At 58.0% G+C, this 16,540-nt stretch carries 16 protein-coding genes; 7 read left to right on the plus strand and 9 right to left on the minus strand.

Going from position 1 to position 16,540, the window contains the following annotated elements:
• Positions 1-40: 40 nt before the first annotated feature.
• The 6 genes from CFU_RS14980 to CFU_RS15005 all read right to left on the minus strand — a co-directional run bounded on the left by CFU_RS14980 (position 41) and on the right by CFU_RS15005 (position 8,132).
• Positions 41-2,542, minus strand: coding sequence for an ABC transporter permease (locus CFU_RS14980; protein ID WP_041743536.1), 2,502 nt, complete (start codon positions 2,540-2,542; stop codon positions 41-43).
• A complete protein-coding gene (locus CFU_RS14985) occupies positions 2,542-3,126 on the minus strand; it encodes a DUF4126 domain-containing protein (RefSeq protein ID WP_014006884.1) in 585 nt (194 codons plus the stop codon). The genes CFU_RS14980 and CFU_RS14985 overlap by 1 nt, the downstream gene beginning before the upstream one ends.
• A gap of 239 nt (positions 3,127-3,365) precedes the next feature.
• Positions 3,366-4,454, minus strand: coding sequence for a chorismate synthase (gene aroC / locus CFU_RS14990; RefSeq protein ID WP_014006885.1), 1,089 nt, complete (start codon positions 4,452-4,454; stop codon positions 3,366-3,368).
• Positions 4,455-4,554: 100 nt separating this feature from the next.
• The gene (locus CFU_RS14995; protein ID WP_014006886.1) at positions 4,555-5,625 is read right to left on the minus strand and encodes a nucleoside hydrolase; all 1,071 of its coding nucleotides are present in this window, start codon (positions 5,623-5,625) and stop codon (positions 4,555-4,557) included.
• Positions 5,626-5,666: 41 nt separating this feature from the next.
• Entirely contained in the window at positions 5,667-7,553 is a 1,887-nt protein-coding gene (locus tag CFU_RS15000) for an MFS transporter (protein WP_014006887.1), read from the minus strand.
• Positions 7,554-7,685: 132 nt separating this feature from the next.
• Positions 7,686-8,132, minus strand: coding sequence for a CBS domain-containing protein (locus tag CFU_RS15005; RefSeq protein ID WP_014006888.1), 447 nt, complete (start codon positions 8,130-8,132; stop codon positions 7,686-7,688).
• 148 nt (positions 8,133-8,280) lie between these two features.
• On the opposite strand from CFU_RS15005, the gene CFU_RS15010 reads away from it, so the two are divergent.
• From CFU_RS15010 to CFU_RS15030, 5 genes are all read left to right on the plus strand, one after another.
• The gene (locus CFU_RS15010) at positions 8,281-9,603 is read left to right on the plus strand and encodes an O-acetylhomoserine aminocarboxypropyltransferase (RefSeq protein WP_014006889.1); all 1,323 of its coding nucleotides are present in this window, start codon (positions 8,281-8,283) and stop codon (positions 9,601-9,603) included.
• 1 nt (position 9,604) lies between these two features.
• On the plus strand, positions 9,605-10,474 hold the full coding sequence (locus CFU_RS15015; RefSeq protein WP_014006890.1) for an alpha/beta fold hydrolase: 870 nt from the start codon (positions 9,605-9,607) through the stop codon (positions 10,472-10,474).
• A 174-nt stretch (positions 10,475-10,648) separates the two neighbouring features.
• Positions 10,649-10,867, plus strand: a complete 219-nt coding sequence (locus CFU_RS23390; protein WP_050808605.1) for a hypothetical protein — start codon at positions 10,649-10,651, stop codon at positions 10,865-10,867.
• Positions 10,868-11,113: 246 nt separating this feature from the next.
• Entirely contained in the window at positions 11,114-11,485 is a 372-nt protein-coding gene (locus tag CFU_RS15025) for a hypothetical protein (protein ID WP_148264852.1), read from the plus strand.
• A 26-nt stretch (positions 11,486-11,511) separates the two neighbouring features.
• Complete coding sequence (locus CFU_RS15030; protein WP_041742129.1) at positions 11,512-13,230, plus strand: HEPN domain-containing protein; 1,719 nt, start codon at positions 11,512-11,514, stop codon at positions 13,228-13,230.
• A 28-nt stretch (positions 13,231-13,258) separates the two neighbouring features.
• On the opposite strand, the gene CFU_RS15035 is transcribed toward CFU_RS15030, so the two are convergent.
• Together CFU_RS15035 and CFU_RS15040 are read right to left on the minus strand one after the other, a co-directional pair.
• Positions 13,259-13,747 carry a hypothetical protein gene (locus CFU_RS15035; RefSeq protein WP_050808606.1) on the minus strand — a complete coding sequence of 163 codons (489 nt, stop codon included), beginning with the start codon at positions 13,745-13,747 and terminating at the stop codon, positions 13,259-13,261.
• Between the two features lie 64 nt (positions 13,748-13,811).
• Positions 13,812-14,384, minus strand: a complete 573-nt coding sequence (locus CFU_RS15040; RefSeq protein WP_148264853.1) for a hypothetical protein — start codon at positions 14,382-14,384, stop codon at positions 13,812-13,814.
• A 182-nt stretch (positions 14,385-14,566) separates the two neighbouring features.
• Between CFU_RS15040 and CFU_RS15045 the strand changes: the two genes are divergently transcribed.
• Together CFU_RS15045 and CFU_RS15050 are read left to right on the plus strand one after the other, a co-directional pair.
• Entirely contained in the window at positions 14,567-14,884 is a 318-nt protein-coding gene (locus CFU_RS15045) for a DUF962 domain-containing protein (RefSeq protein WP_041742130.1), read from the plus strand.
• A gap of 126 nt (positions 14,885-15,010) precedes the next feature.
• Positions 15,011-15,208: a hypothetical protein gene (locus tag CFU_RS15050; protein WP_014006893.1), complete on the plus strand. Its 198-nt coding sequence runs from the start codon at positions 15,011-15,013 to the stop codon at positions 15,206-15,208.
• Here the strand turns inward: CFU_RS15050 and CFU_RS15055 are convergent.
• Positions 15,170-16,474: a YihY family inner membrane protein gene (locus CFU_RS15055; RefSeq protein ID WP_014006894.1), complete on the minus strand. Its 1,305-nt coding sequence runs from the start codon at positions 16,472-16,474 to the stop codon at positions 15,170-15,172. The genes CFU_RS15050 and CFU_RS15055 overlap by 39 nt on opposite strands.
• Between the last annotated feature and the right edge of the window lie 66 nt (positions 16,475-16,540).

Below are 16,540 nucleotides of genomic sequence, written 5' to 3' on the forward strand. Positions count from 1 at the left end.
AACGTAAGCCGCCATTATCCCCGAATTGACATAACCAGGCTCAGGCTTCGCGCAAGGTCTGCAACGGCGGCTGGTTCAATACATGGCGCAGGCCGACCCAGCCGCCGGCAAACGTGCAGGCGGCGCCGATCGCCATCCCCGCCAGCCATACCAGCGGGCTGAAGGTCCAGGTAAAGCTGAACACATAGTGCGCCAGGGCCCAGCCGGTTGCCGCCGCGCCGCTGGCCGCCAGGAAACCGGCCAGGCTGCCGATCAGGGCGAACTCTATCCATTGCGATTGCGACAACTGCTTGCGGGTGGCGCCCAGCGCGCGCAGCAGGCCGGCTTCGCGGGTGCGTTCGTCTTGCGAGCCGACCAGCGCCGCATACAGCACCAGCGCGCCGGACAGCAGGGTAAACAGGAAAAGGAATTCGACCGCCGCCACCACTTGGTCGATCACGCCCTGGATCTGCTTGATGACGCTGCCGATATCGACCACCGTCAGGTTGGGAAAATCGCGCGTCAGCTGGTTGCCGAAATTGATGTGCGCATCCGGCAAATTGAAAGCGGTGATCCAGGTTTGCGGCATCTCGGCCATCAGCTTGGGGTTAAGGATGACAAAAAAATTCACCCGCATCGAACCCCACTCCAGCTTGCGCAGGCTGGTGACCGGCGCCGTCACCAGCTGGCCGGCGATGTCGAACTGCAGCTTGTCGCCCAGTTTCAGGTTCAGGGTCTTGGCCAGGCCTTCTTCGACCGAGGCTTCGGGCCGGCTATCGTCAAACCAGCGGCCGGCGGTCAGCGTATTCTGCGCCGGCAGCTGGTTCATGGTGGACAGGTTGAATTCGCGGTCGACCAGCCGCTTGGCGCGGTCGTCCGGATAGGTATCGGCGGTGATCGGCTTGTCGTTGACCTGGGTCAGGCGGCCGCGGATCATCGGAAACAGCTGCGGCTGGGCGATGCCGGCCGCCTGCAGGCGTTGCGTGATGTCGGCGCGCTGGTCGTCCTGGATATTGATGACAAAACGATTTGGCGCGTCAGCCGGGGTAGCCTGGCGCCAGGCGCCGACCAGGTCGCCGCGGATCACCGTCAGCAGCAGCAAGGCCATCAAACCCAGCGACAAGGCGACGATCTGGACGACGGTGGCCACCGGCCGCCGCTGCAGCGCGGTCAGCGCAAAACGCCAGCTCGGATGTCGCGACAGGCCGCGCACATGGCGCGATCCCTTCAACGCCAGCCAGCCGAGCAAGGCGAACAGGCCGAAACCGCCCAGGAAGCCGAGCGCAGTCAGCAAGCCCAGCTTGATGTCGCCAGCCTGCCACAACAGCAGGCCGATAAATGTCAGCGTCCCGAGCCCATAAGTGGCCAGCACCAGCGCTTGCGGCGCATCCTGTTCGCGCCGGATCACGCGGTTATGCGGCACGTTGCGCAGCTGCAGGACCGGCGGCAAGGCAAAACCGACCAGCAGCAGCAAGCCGGTGACCAGGCCTTGCACCGCAGGCATCACGCTGGCGGGCGGCAAGTCGCTGGCGACAAACTTGCCCAGCAAATCCAGCAGCATGAAATGCGCGCCGAAACCCAGCGCGACGCCGATCAGGCTACCGGCCAGGCCGACCAGCAGGAATTCCAGCAAATACAGTTGCGTCACCTGGTTCTGCGTCAAGCCGAGACAGCGCAGCATGGCGCAGGCATCCAGGTGGCGCAACATGAAACGGCGCGCCGCCATCGCCACCGCGACCGCCGCCAGCAAAGCCGACAACAGGCCGACCAGCGACAGGAACTGCTGGCCGCGATCGAGCGTGGCGCGCATTTCAGGACGGCCGTTTTCCAGGCCTTCGATGCGCACACCCTTGAGGTTTTCGCGGCTGATGTCGCTTTCCACCCATTGCTGGAAATCCTGCACCTGCTGCGGTTCGCCCGCCAGCAGCAAACGGTAGATCACGCGCGAGCCGTCCTGCACCAGGTTGGTGGAGGCCAGGTCGGCCATGGACAGCATCACGCGCGGCGCGAAGTTGATGAAACCGCTGCCGCGGTCGGGCTCGATCATCAGGACTTTGGCTATCTTGAAAGTGCGGTCGCCCAGCTTGAGCGGATCGCCCACCGCCAGATTGAGCGCGGTCAACATGTTGGCGTCCAGCCATACCGTGCCTGCCGCCGGGATTTCCCGGGTAGTCACATCAGCGCCGCCCAGCTTGTCTGCGACCACCAGGCTGCCGCGCAGCGGATAGCCGGCGCTGACCGCCTTGAGCGAAGCCAGCTGCGACCTGGTGCTGTCGCCTTCGCCGGCGATGGCCATGCTGGGGAATACCACCGTGTCGGCCAGGGTCAGCCGGCGCCGTTGCGCCTCGCTGCGCCAGCCGGGGCTGATGCGCTGGTCGCCGGAAATCAGCAGGTCGGCGCCCAGCAGCTGGTGCGCATCGCGGCTCAGGCCGGCGCGCATCCTGTCTACAAAAAAACCGACCGCCGACAAGGAGGCGACGGCCACGATCAGTGCTATCAGCAAGAAACGTAATTCGCCCGCGCGCCAGTCGCGGCGGGTCATGCGTATGGACTGCAGAAAGATCATGTAGCAAGCCTTTGGAAAACCCAGCGCAGGCCGCGCCACAACTTGGGCAGCAGCCAGATCGCAAACAGGAAAAACAGGATCAGGAAGGCAAACAGCAGCCAGGGATGGAAAAACGCCGCCCACAGGCCGCCCAGCACGGTGGCGTCTTCGGCAAACGAAGCGGTCCAGTTGCTCAGCGGTTCCGGCGTGGTGTTGATCATGGCGCGGCTGCCGGCCTTGGTGGCATGGGCGCCCAGCGCAAACGTGCCGCCGATCAGCGCCGCGATCGTGGTCCAGGCCGGATCCATGTGGCCCATGGCGGCCACCGCCAGGATGGCGCCGGCCGGAATCCGGATAAAGGTGTGGACCGCGTCCCAGACCGAATCGAGGCCGGGAATCTTGTCGACCAGGAACTCGATGGCGCCCAGCAAACCGGTGACGCCTATCACCCAGGGCGATTCCAGCACCTGCAGCGCCTGCGGCAGGTCGATCCAGCCCAGGCGGCCGAACCAGCCGGCGATGAACAGCGCCATGTACAGGCGGATGCCGCTGGCCCAGGACAAACCGCCGGCAAGCGCAGCGCTAGATAGTGTATCGATCATGATGTCCCCTCTCGGCGGTCTGTTTTTCCCAGGTAATGACTAGCGTAACTTAAATCTACGCCAGCCGCGCGGGAATAGCCATCTCGACGGCAAAATCTGCCACAGGATCACAAGTAGGGCGGGCACCTGTGCCCACGTGGACGTGGCGAGACGCGTAGTCCGGGAAGCGCAGTCCGCGACTAGAATCTCAGCGAGGCGAGTATCCGCAGCACCGCGTGGGCAAGAAAACCTTGCCCACCCTACGATTCGACCAGCGGCGCTACCTGCACGTCGCCGCATTGGGCGCGGTGGCGCAAGGCGTGGTCCATCAGCACCAGCGCCAGCATCGCCTCGGCGATAGGCGTGGCGCGGATGCCGACGCACGGATCGTGGCGGCCGAAAGTCTCGACCGTGGCCGGATTGCCCTGCTTGTCGATCGACTGGCGCGGGGTGCGGATGCTGGAAGTCGGCTTGATGGCGATCGATACGGTGATGTCCTGGCCGCTGGAAATGCCGCCCAGGATGCCGCCGGCATTGTTGGTCAGGAAGCCGTGGCGGGTGATTTCATCGCCATGCTGCGATCCCCGTTGCGCCACCGAGGCAAAACCGGCGCCGATTTCCACGCCCTTGACGGCGTTGATGCCCATCATGGCGTAGCCGATCTCGGCGTCCAGCTTGTCGTACAAAGGCTCGCCCAGGCCGACCGGGACCCCGGAGGCGACGATATCGATGCGCGCGCCGCAGGAATCGCCATCCTTGCGCAAGGCGTCCATGTACGCTTCAAGTTCGGCGATCTGGCTGGCGTTGGCGGCAAAAAACGGGTTGTTGGGCACATGCTCCCAGGATTCGAACACGACCGGGATTTCGCCCAGCTGGCTCATGCAGCCCTTGAACGTGGTGCCGTATTGCTGCAGCAGCCACTTCTTGGCGATCGCCGCGGCGCCGACCATGGGCGCGGTCAGGCGCGCCGAGGAACGGCCGCCGCCGCGCGGATCGCGGATGCCGTATTTCTGCCAGTAGGTATAGTCGGCATGGCCGGGACGGAAGGTATCGACGATATTGCCGTAATCCTTGCTGCGCTGGTCCTGGTTGCGGATCAGCAGCATGATCGGGGTGCCGGTGGTCTTGCCTTCGTAGACGCCGGACAGGATCTCCACCGTATCGGGTTCCTGGCGCTGGGTCACATGGCGCGAGGTGCCCGGCTTGCGGCGGTCGAGGTCGGGCTGGATATCGGCTTCGGACAGTTCCAGGCCCGGCGGGCAGCCATCCACCACGCAGCCGATGGCCGGGCCGTGGGATTCGCCGAAATTGGTGACGCTAAACAGACTGCCGAAGGTATTGCCGGGCATGATGATCCAGATAAAAGGAGGCTGAAAGACATGATTTTACCAGCGCCGCCTCTCAGGGGCTACCTGGCTGGCAAAATCATTGCCTTTTCAACATCCCAAGTCAGGGCAGTTTCGCCAGCTGCGCCGTCAGCAGGTCGAAGAAGCCCTGGGTATCGCCTTCCGTAATCCAGCGCGCGTTTTCCGGGCGCTTGGTGGAACGGTAATAATCGACCACGGTGGCGCCGAAAGTCAGCCCTTCGCGGGTATCGACCTCGACATTCGCCATGCGCCCCTTGAACAGGTCCGGCCGCAGCAGGTAGCCGATGGTGGTGGCGTCATGCACCGGGCCGCCGGGCAAGCCGTATTGCTTGATATCGTGTTCGACATAGGCGTCGAGGATGTCGGCGGCAATCTTGCCGGCCTGGTTGCCGATCTTGCGCAAGCGGTCGATGCGCTCCGGGCTGGTCAGCATCTTGTGCGTCACGTCCAGCGGGATCACGGTGATCGGCAGGCCGCTCTTGAACACCACATCGCTGGCATGCGGATCGGCGAACACATTGAATTCCGCCGCCGGCGTGATATTGCCGCCGTTGAAATGGGCGCCGCCCATCATCACGATTTCCTTGATGCCCTGCTTGATCCCGGGATTTTCGATCAGCGCCATGGCCAGGTTGGTTTGCGGCCCGAGCGTCACGATGGTCATGCTTTGCGGTTTTGCCGCGGTCAGGGTATCGATCAGGTATTGCACCGCATTGCCCTTGGCCAGCGGCTGTTTCGGTTCGAATACCTTGACTCCGGTGACGCCTTCGGCGCCGTGCACTTCGGCGGCATAGATGGGCGCCCGCAGCATCGGACGGGCGCAGCCGGCATACACCGGCACATCCGGCCGGTTGGCCCATTCGCGCACCATGCGCGCATTGCGCGAGGTGTAGTTGAGCTGCACGTTGCCGGCCACCGTGGTCAGCGCCCGCACGTCCAGCTTGTCGCGCGCCGACAAGGCCAGCAGCAAGGCGATCACATCGTCGGCGCCGGGATCGGTATCGATGATCAGCGGCACGGGAGCGGCGGTGGCCGCCAGCGCCGAACCCATCGGCAAAGCACTCAGCAACAGGCCGCCGGTCAGCAGCTTGCCGCCGTGGGTCAGGAAATTGCGGCGAGCCATGGCGGCGTCCTCCAGTATGTGTTTGGTCATCTCGATTCTTTCCTTGGTTCTTTGGTCCAGCGGCGCTTGATTTATTGCCAGGCGCCGCGCAAAGCCTGCACCTGCTGCTGCAGATATTCCGGCGTCGCCTGCTCCGCCGCCACCGGCTCGCCGACCGCCAGCTGCAAGGCCGACAATGGGCCGCGCTTGAACGAACGCTGGAACGGATTACCGGCGCTGCGGGTCCACATGCTGCCCCACAAGCCGCTCAGGGCCATCGGGATCACCGGCACCGGCGTGCGTTCGACGATTTTCTTGATGCCGCCGCGGAATTCGTTCATTTCGCCGGTGCTGGTCAGTTTGCCTTCCGGGAAAATGCAGACCAGGTCGCCGTCTTCCAGCGCCGCAGCGATCTGGTCAAAGGCGCGCTCCATCAGTTGCGGATTCTCCTTGGCCGGCGCAATCGGGATCGCCTTGGCGGTCTTGAACAGCCAGGCCAGCACCGGGATCTTGAAAATCCGGTGATCCATGACGAAGCGGATAGGGCGCGGGCTGGCCGCCATGATCACGATCGCATCGACGTAGCTGACGTGGTTGCAGACCAGCACCGCGGCACCCTCGTCCGGAATACGGTCGCGGTCGACGGTATGCACGCGGTGGATGGTATGGATCAGTATCCAGGCCACAAAACGGACCAGGTATTCCGGCACCACGGTGAAGATGTACAGCGCCACCAGCGCATTCAGGATCGCCGTCACCAGGAAAATCTGCGGGATGGTGAAACCGGATTGCAACAGCACCATCGCTACCAGCGCCGCCACCACCATGAACAAGGCGTTCATGATATTCATGCCGGCGATGGTGCGCGACAAGTGCCGGCGGTCGCAGCGGGTCTGGATCACCGCGAACAGCGGCACGATGTACAAGCCGCCGAACAGGCCGATCATTACGCAGTCGAACAGGATGCGCCAGCTGCCGTGCTGCTGCACGAACCCGGCCATGTCGACCGCCGTAGTATTGGTATAGCCGACGCTGGCCAGGAACAGGTCAAGGCCGAACACCGACAGGCCGATCGCGCCAAACGGCACCAGGCCGATTTCCACCTTGTGGCCCGACAAGCGTTCGCACAGCAGCGAGCCGGCGCCGACGCCGAGCGAGAACACCGTCAGCAGCAGCACAAAAACGCTGTGGTCGCCGTGCAGGTAGTTTTTTGCATACAAGGGAAATTGCGCCAGCACGATGGCGCCGTAAAACCAGAACCAGGAATTGGCCAGCATGGCCAGGAACACCGGCCGGTTCTTGCGCGAAAAACCCAGGTTGCGTACGGTTTCGGTAACCGGGTTCCAGTTGATCTTGAGCCCCGGTTCCGCCGCCGGCGTCAGCGGGATGCCGCGGCTGAACAGCCAGCCTACGATCGCAATCGCCACCGTGCCGCCGGCCACCAGTTCGATGCCCCACGGCTTGTGCACCACCAGCACCGCACCCAGCACTTCGCCCAGCAGGATGCCGACGAAGGTTCCCATCTCGATGATGCCGTTGCCGCCGACCAGCTCGTCCTGGCGCAGCTGCTGCGGCAGGTAGGCGTACTTGACCGGCCCGAAGATGGTCGAATGGATGCCCATGCCGACCACCGCCAGGATCAGCAGCCACAAGGTATGCGTCATCCAGCCGGCGGCGGCGATCGCCATGATGATGATTTCCAGCACCTTGACGTAGCGCGCCAGGCGCGATTTCTCGAACTTGTCGGCGAGCTGGCCGGCGGTCGCCGAAAACACCACGAACGGCAGGATGAACAAGCCCGGGATCAGGTTGTTCAGCAAGCTGACGTCCATGCTGGTCCAGCTCAGCGCTTCATAAGTCAGGATCGTCAGCAAGGCGGTCTTGAAGACATTGTCGTTGAACGCGCCGAAAAACTGGGTCCAGAAGAAAGGAGCGAAACGGCGCTGGCGCAGCAGGGAAAATTGACTGGATTTGGACATGGGTAAGCTAAGGTGAGGGGTGCGTGCTATGGCAAGTGATTATTGTTTTAATATTTTTCGGGCAGCTTACACAAAAAAACCGTTTGCGGCATCATTCTGCCGCAAACGGTTCCTGACAATCCATAACAAATACTATTCGTCGGCGTTGGACGGCCAGTCGCGGATATAGGCCTTCAGCATCTTGTTTTCAAAACCCTGGGCGTCCAGCACCGCCTTGGCCACGTCGTAGAACGACATCACGCCCAGCAAGGTGCGGGCATCCATGATCGGCACATAACGCGCATGGCGCTCCAGCATGATGCGGCGCACTTCGTTGACTTCGGTATCGGGCGTGACGGTGATCGGGCTGTCGTCCATGTGCTTGCGCACCGTGTTGCTGCCGACCGCGCCGCCGTTCTGGTGGATCGCATTCATCACTTCGCGGAAGGTCAGCATGCCTACCAGCGTCCCGAACTCCATCACCACCAGTGAACCGATATCCTTTTCCGCCATCGTGTTGACAGCCTCGATCAACGGCGTTTCCGGCGTCACGGTGTAAAGAATATTGCCTTTGACTTTGAGGATCTCAGAAACTTTCATGGGGCCATCCTGCCTTTGCTTGGGTTATGCTTGCTTGTATTGCTTGTATCCAGAATGTAGCTTAAGCGGAGCCAAAAATCTACCGCGCAGCGCAGCATGAATAGAACAAGCCCTCATATAAGCAAGAATTGAAGGAGACAGCCACACCATGAGCACCCCCCACTATCCCGGCTTCGACACCTTGTCGCTGCACGCCGGCAGCGTACCCGATCCAGCCACCGGCGCCCGCGCCACGCCGATTTACCTGACCTCGGCGTTTGTCTTCAAGGATTCCGACCAGGCAGCCTCGCTGTTCAACATGGAACGCGCCGGCCATGTGTATTCGCGCATTTCGAATCCGACCAACGCCGTGCTGGAAGAACGCATCGCCGCGCTGGAAGGCGGCGTCGCCGGGATTGCCGTCGCCAGCGGCCAGGCCGCCATGCACCTGGGGCTGGCCACCATCGCCGGCGCCGGTTCGCATATCGTGGCCTCGCGCGCCCTGTATGGCGGTTCGCACAACCTGCTGTCGTACACCATGAAGCGTTTCGGCATCGAAACCACCTTCGTCGACCCGAACGACCTCGATGCCTGGCGTGCGGCGATCCGTCCCAACACCAAAGCCCTGTTCGGCGAAACCCTCGGCAATCCTGGGCTGGACGTGCTGGACATCCCGCGCATCTCGGCCCTGGCGCATGAACATTACCTGCCGCTGATGGTCGACGCCACGTTTACCACGCCGTACCTGCTGAAACCCTTCGAACACGGCGCCGACCTGGTGTTCCACTCCGCCACCAAGTTCCTGTGCGGCCATGGCACCGCGGTCGGCGGCCTGCTGGTGGACGGCGGCACTTTCGACTGGCAGCAGGCGTACGACAAAACCGGCCGCTTCGGCGAATTGTGCGAACCGTATGAAGGCTTCCACGGCATGGTGTTTTCCGAGGAATCGACGGTGGCGCCGTTTTCGCTGCGCGCGCGGCGCGAAGGCTTGCGCGATTTCGGCGCGGTGATGAGTCCGCATAATGCGTTCGCCATCCTGCAAGGGATAGAGACGCTGGCGCTGCGCATGGAAAAACATGTGGCCAACACCCGCAAGGTGGTCGAATTCCTGGCGGCGCACGCCGCGGTGGAATCGGTGGCCTATCCTGAACTGCCGTCGCATCCCGGCCATGCGCTGAGCAAGACGCTGCTGCCCAAAGGCTGCGGCGCGGTATTCTCGTTCAACCTCAAGGGCGACCGCGCCGCCGGCCAGCGCATGGTGGAATCGCTGAAAATATTCTCCCACCTGGCCAATGTCGGCGACGCCAAGTCGCTGGTCATCCATCCGGCCTCGACCACCCACTTCCGGGTGCCGAGCGAACAGCTGGCCGCCTCCGGCATTACCGAAGGCACGCTGCGGCTGTCGGTTGGCCTGGAGAACGTCGAAGACCTGATCGAAGACCTGGCTTACGGCCTCAAGATGTCGCAGCGCACTGAACGCAAGGGGAAATGAGATGCTGCTAAAAATACATGGCGCAGATAACCACAGCTATTGTTATACCGGCGGCAAAAGCTTCAACCCGGCACTGCCGACCGCGGTATTCATCCACGGCGGCCAGAACGACCACTCGGTCTGGATCCTGCAAACCCGCTATTTCGCCCATCACGGTTTCGGCGTGCTGGCGCCGGACTTGCCGGGCCACGGCCGCAGCCAGGGTCCGGCCCTGGCCAGCATCGAGGAATTGGCAGGCTGGCTGGAATCCCTGCTGGATGCCGCCGGCGTCACCAAAGCCATCCTGATCGGCCACAGCATGGGTTCGCTGGTCGCCCTGGAGAGCGCCGGCCGCGCGGCCGGTTCCACGCGCATCGCCGGCATTGCGCTGGTCGGCACCGCCTATCCGATGAAAGTCGCCGATGCGCTGCTCGATGCCGCCAACAATGACCAGCAGAGCGCGATCGACATGGTGAACATCTGGTCGCATTCGACCATGTCGCCCAAACCTTCCGCGCCCGGCCCGGGATTCTATGTGCAAGGCGCCAGCCAGCGCCTGATGCAGCGCATCGCGCGGCAGTCGGACAGCAAGCCGACCGTGTTCCATACCGACTTTGCCGCCTGCAACAACTATGCAAACGGCGAACAGGCGGCGCTAGCGGTGGCCTGCCCCACCCTGTTCCTGCTCGGCCAGCGCGACGTCATGACGCCGGCCAAGGCGGCCGCCGGCCTGATTGCGGCGATCAAGCACGCCAAGGTAGTGCAGGTCGAGGCCAGCGGCCATGCCCTGATGGCGGAACAGCCGGATGCGGTGCTGGATCATCTGTACAGGTTTGCAACGGCAGCGCTGGGTTCGCCCACGGCGGTTGCGCCTGCCGCCATCGGGGGTTAAGCTTAAAGCACAGATACCGAAAAACGAGGATTCGCCAAGCGCTTACGCGAGACGCTCGCTAACGCTAATCCGGCGATTACGACCGCTACAGAGTTGGCTACACAGTTTGCATTACGCTTTAAGGGCGGTTCAATCTCGCCTGCAGCAGTTCGCGAATGGTGGAATGGAGCGGCGATGCCGACCGAGGACAAGTTAGAAGTTCTGGCGCATTGGCTTAAAGTGCCGTCTCATTGGTTACGATACGGGGAAGCGCCAAAGAGCAAGAAAGGTGAATCTCAAGGCGAAGCCTCAACGGCAGAAGAGATTATGCTGTTGCAGAGATGGCGCATGCTACCTGTTAGCCGCAGAAAAATTGTTCTGACCTTACTCGCAGACCTGAGCAAAGATAGTTAGAACTGGGAGAGTCACATGAAATGCCATCAATGCAGTACGCCAGCACTCTACCAAATGGGGGACCAGCGCACTCCGTTATGCCTTTCCTGTTACTCAAAACTGATGCATATTCATCAGCAACAGCTTGAGAATGCAGAGCGCATGATGAATTATTATAGCGACCAAATGTCGGAGGTAGCCGGGTTGCCCCCGATGGGTCCTCGATTTGCGCCACGCCCACGCCCAGTAGTCGTAGAGGAGCTGAAATTGAACAATATCAACGTCACCGACAGTGTAGTTGGAACAATCAACACCGGCTCCATAGGTACAGTCGATCAATCAATTACTGTACTCACGCAGACAGGCGAACCAGCTCTTGCTGATGCTATAAAAGCCCTATCCGATGCAATTCTTGAGAGCAAAGATTTAACCGACGCTCAAAGAAGCGAATTGGTTGATAGCCTTAGCGTCATTGCTCAAGAGGCGGCAACACCAAAAGAAACGAGGCGCAACTCTGTCGCAATGACGCTATTAGAACGGGCAATGAAAATCACTGCACTAGCTGGAGACATATCCGGTATCTGCCAAAAGTGGTGGCCTATTTTGGTTGCTGCATTTTCTGCGATGAATGCCAGCTAATTGGCTTAGTGGATCGAGAATTTTCCATGATTGACGACATCGATTTTTCCAAAAAATACGAATACAACGTAGATGTTTACCACGATGATTTGGGGGAGCTTGGAAACGCCACATTATCGTTCGGTGCAGGTAACCTAGTACATCTACATTTCAAAAACTGGCTTTCATGCCGAGCACTGGAAGATGAGAAAACTCATAGGATAGTCAAAGCAAAAACAAGCAACAATGAGTTCTTTACACTTTTTGACTGCGTGCTTTCTCATTCCACGCTATACGCGAACTACGTTATCGCGGGGGACGTTACAGATGAATTCAAGTGTATAGAAATTCGATACAGCAACATATCTGAATGGTTCATGTCGGATCAGGGCTTGAAAGGCGAAATTGGCAAGACTCTAAAATGGGTTAACACGACGCAGCAATTTTTCGTCTCAGTCAAAACCAATGAAGAGGAATTTTCGTTAACCAGCAAGTCTATGAATTCGATCACTCAATCTGGCGAAAATTATTCAATCAACGAGCATATACTGTTCAGTTTTGAGCGCCTCGACGCCAGATTCGCTGTCCAAGATGTAAAGGATAAGGCATATGAACTCTCAAATTTTCTGTCCATACTTATTGCCTACCCACTATCCATCGTCAGCATACAAGTAGAGTGCGAAAACGAACGCACTCATTGCGCATATTTCCCGACATTCAAAAAAGTGGAACGAGACGAATCAAAGAACAATTTTTGGCTCGAATGCCTAATATCAAAGTCAGAGCTTGATGGAAAATGGCAGGCAATATTTGAAAACTACTATAAGTCTGTATATCGAAAAATTTCTTGGTTTCGCCTCGCAGGGATGCAGAGATACGAGGGTTTCTGGGAGTACAAGACATTAGGTTATGTCACCTTGTTGGACAAATATGTTACTGAGTTTTCGAAGGCAAATGGACTAAAAACCACTATTCCCGGAAATGGCAACATAAAAAAATTGGGCACTGAACTAACAAAAATAAAGCCATCTATTAACGACAATCTTCATAACCGAATTATGAAGATTGCGGACAGTATTTTCTCCAAAAAACGAGAGCCAAATTTTATTGAAAAATATGAATTCACAATGAACGCCACCAATAGCGACATTGTGAAAATCATTAACCTTTCGGCAGCAGATTTTAAAAGAATAAAAGACCTACGGGATGCCATTGCTCATGGCCACGCTCTTGAAATGACCGATAACGATTACGACAGAATGCCTGTAATCGTAGCCAAGATTGCTCTTTTGTTGACCTATTGGGCGTTTATAGATTTTGGATTAAAATCCGACGATTTCATGAATTGCCTTACACGCAATCACAATCAGCTGAGACGCCGAGCCGACCCTGATCTAGTGCATCTCGCAAGAATAAGAAATCCGGAAAAATTTTTCATGATTTCACAAGAGGAGTTTGAAAAAATTTCAAGAGTTCGAAATTTTTTGCTTGGCGCGTGTTTCACTGAAGATGCTCAGGGCGCCCTTCAATATTCAGAACAGCATGCTGAGACTTGCCAAAAATGGTGGAAAAATTCCTCGAAAAAAACTGGTCGCATCTATGCACACAAAGATATATTTAGCGTAAAAAAGAAACAACTAAAAATCGTATATGACGCCTATGTCGAGTGCGGAGATAAGCAGCTAGTGTGCAGCCCTCTCTATATTTTCACGGACAGTATTTCATCAAGTAGCGGTGATATTCTGGCACAATCAAACTCAGGTTAGAACCCTATCAGCCATTAACCACCGCTCCCTAACGGATGCCTTGAGTATATGGATTGTAATCACGAGAGGTCTTTGGAGTTGACCTCTGCCGGGGATTAACAGGAAATTCGGCCGCACAACCCGTGCAGCGAAACGCTCCGGTGTAAGTACGATTGTCTTGCAGAATTTGAATCTGTTGCTTCTCCATGCAACTAGGACAAGCAAAATGTTTAGGTTCGCTTTTTGCTTCGTAAACTGTCGCACCGCCAGCCGTTTTCGTAAGTTCATAGGACGTGCGACGGGTCTCCCAGTTTTCAATAGCTCCCACCTTCTTCCGCAACGACTCATTTTCCGACTGGTACTTAAACAGTTCCTCCCGAAGCTCGAATAAAACATCTTGGGCTTGCCCAAGCTTCGTCAGCGCCTCAATTACTTTACTTCGAGTTTCTTGCTCAACTTTGCCTTCAATCAATGCACTGAACAAATCTTTTCCAAATTTCAACCCACTATATGCCGCGCCGATTGAAGCAATGTCCATGGTACCTCCTATGATCAACGTCATGTTAGAACTTAATTTCAGCCCGTCCCAATGAATTTTACAATTAAGGCTTAATCTGAACTATTCGTTCGACGGGAACGAAATCAAAGTCATGCTTGTTTAAGGACGCCGATAGAGAAACGATACTATTAACTGGCAATACAATGCTTGTCATGTCGTCAAACTCGGAATTGGGTAGAAATATATATCCGTCCGTGTCCTTCGGCATCAGGTCAATTTTAGTAATCAACTTGCCCTTCTCGATATCCATCTCCGTACCCGACTTCACATCAGGAAGCTCTCTCACAGTTAAGTTGTAGCTGTCCTTATCCTTTTGATTGAATTCGATTGTGGAGGCTCTGGGGTTCTTGGACTTCACATGAACAACGAGCAATCGTAGATTATCATGGTCTTTGTATGGGAGCACTTCCGTTGTCATGTCTAGGTTAATCATCCAGCCATCGTTACCACCTAGATCGAATTGATACCATGCCCAATAACCAGCAACTCCAATTGCTGCTATCGAAGCGAGCTTAAGAACCAACTCAACTATTGGCGTTATGCGGGCTACCCAACCCATCTTAAGCACGGCTTGTTTTAATGTGACAGACGGACTTGAATTGCGTTGCGGCTTCAATGAATCCCCCTATAGAAATGAACAACCTATCAAGAAGTGCCGTTCACAATAATCCCTTACTAGGCCAATTTGCCTATCGTAGCTACTACCTTGCGACTGGCTGTCAGTGGAGTATCGTATGTATGTATAGATATTTTTTATAGTGATGGATTCTACTATTGAAGCAACAGCAAGGAAACGCCATGCCTACCGTGCTTGAAAAGAAATACGAGACGTTCGCCGAGTTCTATCCGAGCTACCTGAGCCAGCACAGCAACCGCACTTGCCGCCAGCTGCACTTCGTCGGCTCGACCCTGGCTTTGCTGTCGCTGGTGGCGCTGGTGCTGACCGGCGCCCTGTATTGGCTGGCCGTAGCGCTGGTGTGCGGCTACGGTTTTGCCTGGATCGGCCACTTCGTGTTCGAGAAAAACCGCCCCGCCACCTTCAAGCAGCCGCTCTACTCCCTGCTCGGCGACTGGGTCATGTACTGGCAGATGCTGACCGGCCAGGTTTCTTTTTAATTAACTATGCAAAAAACGGTTCACGACAATGTGAACCGTTTGTCCCTTAGAATAGCGCCTACTTTACTTTTAGACATGATGACAGGCCACAAGGCGGCTGCTCGTCAATGAGGAAACGGGGAATTCATGCAAACCAGGGAAACCGCGCTGACGCATCGGGGGCCAGGCCAGGTTGCCGGGCCGGAAACGCCCGCCGTCGCCGTCAAGCGGCCATTGTTCCTGATGAACTATACAAGGCCGACCTATCAGGGCTCGGTACAGATCAGCTATTTCTGGATACCCGGCTTACTGCGCGGCGGCGACCTCAAGTTCCGGATGCACTAGTCCGTCGGCAAAATACGCCGTCAATGTCTGCTCCAGCCCGCGCTCGATAGCCTCTTCCACCTGCCACGCCAGCGCCGCGTCGGTCACCTTGCCCGCCACCAGGTTGCATACGAACAGACGATAGATATCGCTCAGTTTCAGCCGCTCGGGATTGGCCAGCAAGATCCAGCCGTCGACGCTGATGCGCGCTTTGCGGCCCCACTGGGTCCTGACCAGCTTGTCGGTCTGCACCGAACCGACCCAGCCGATCTCCTGCATCTGTTGCAGCAGGCTTTCCGATTCGTCAAAACCGAGCCTGGTCGCGCGCCGTATCTGGTCCGCATCCACCGCAGCTGAACTGCCCCCCGTCCTGGCCTGGTACAGCACGCCCAGTACCGCCATTGCATCGACAAAGGCGCTGCCCGGCGCCGGCACGTGCCACCAGCGTTCGTACTTCACCACCGGCAGGGCCGCCACCAGCAAGGCGCCCACCAGGGTGATCATCCACAGCATGTAGATCCACAACAGGAAAATCGGCAAGGCGGCCAGCGCGCCGTAGATCATGGTGTAGGTCGGGAACTTGATGACGTAGGCGGCAAAAAAGCGCTTGGCGATTTCAAACACGATGCCCGCCAGCAGGCCGCCCCAGACGGCGTCGCGCCAGTCCACCCGCTGGTTCGGCACCGCCACGTAGAGCAGGGTAAACGCACCGGTGGTCAGCGATACCGACAGCAGCGTATAGAACCATCGGCCGGCCCAGCTCACCACCAGGCCGTTGGCCGCGGCCGACAAATAGGAAGTGACGGTGATCGAGATGCCGATCAGCAAAGGTCCCAACGTGATGATGGCCCAGTACACCAGCACCCGGTGTATCCACGGCCGCTGCTTCTTGACGCGCCAGATGCGGTTGAACACATGGTCCACCGTCGACATCGTCAGCACCGAAGTGACGATCAGCGCCACGCCGCCGACCGCCGACAAGCGCGCCGACTTGGTGGCGAACTGGTTGAGATAGTCGAGGATGACGTTGGCGACGCCCTTGGGCATCAGGTTTTGTACAAAATACTGTTCCAGCGAAGCGCGGAAGGTGCTGAACAGCGGGAATACGGTAAAAATCGCCAAGGCGATAGTCAGCATCGGCACCAGCGCCAGGATGGTGGTGAAGGTCAGGCTGCCTGCCACCTGCGGCAGGCGTTCTTCATCCAGGCGGCGCGCCGCAAAACGGAACAGATCGCGCAATTGCGGCCAGGACAGGCCGCGCAGCCTGGAAAATTTCAATGACTTCATGCTTTCCCTGATTTTGCCGGCTGGAGCAGGTGATTAAAGGCGATTTTTGCACCATGAACCAGCGCT

The organism is Collimonas fungivorans Ter331 (genome assembly GCF_000221045.1).
Lineage (GTDB): Bacteria > Pseudomonadota > Gammaproteobacteria > Burkholderiales > Burkholderiaceae_D > Collimonas > Collimonas fungivorans_A.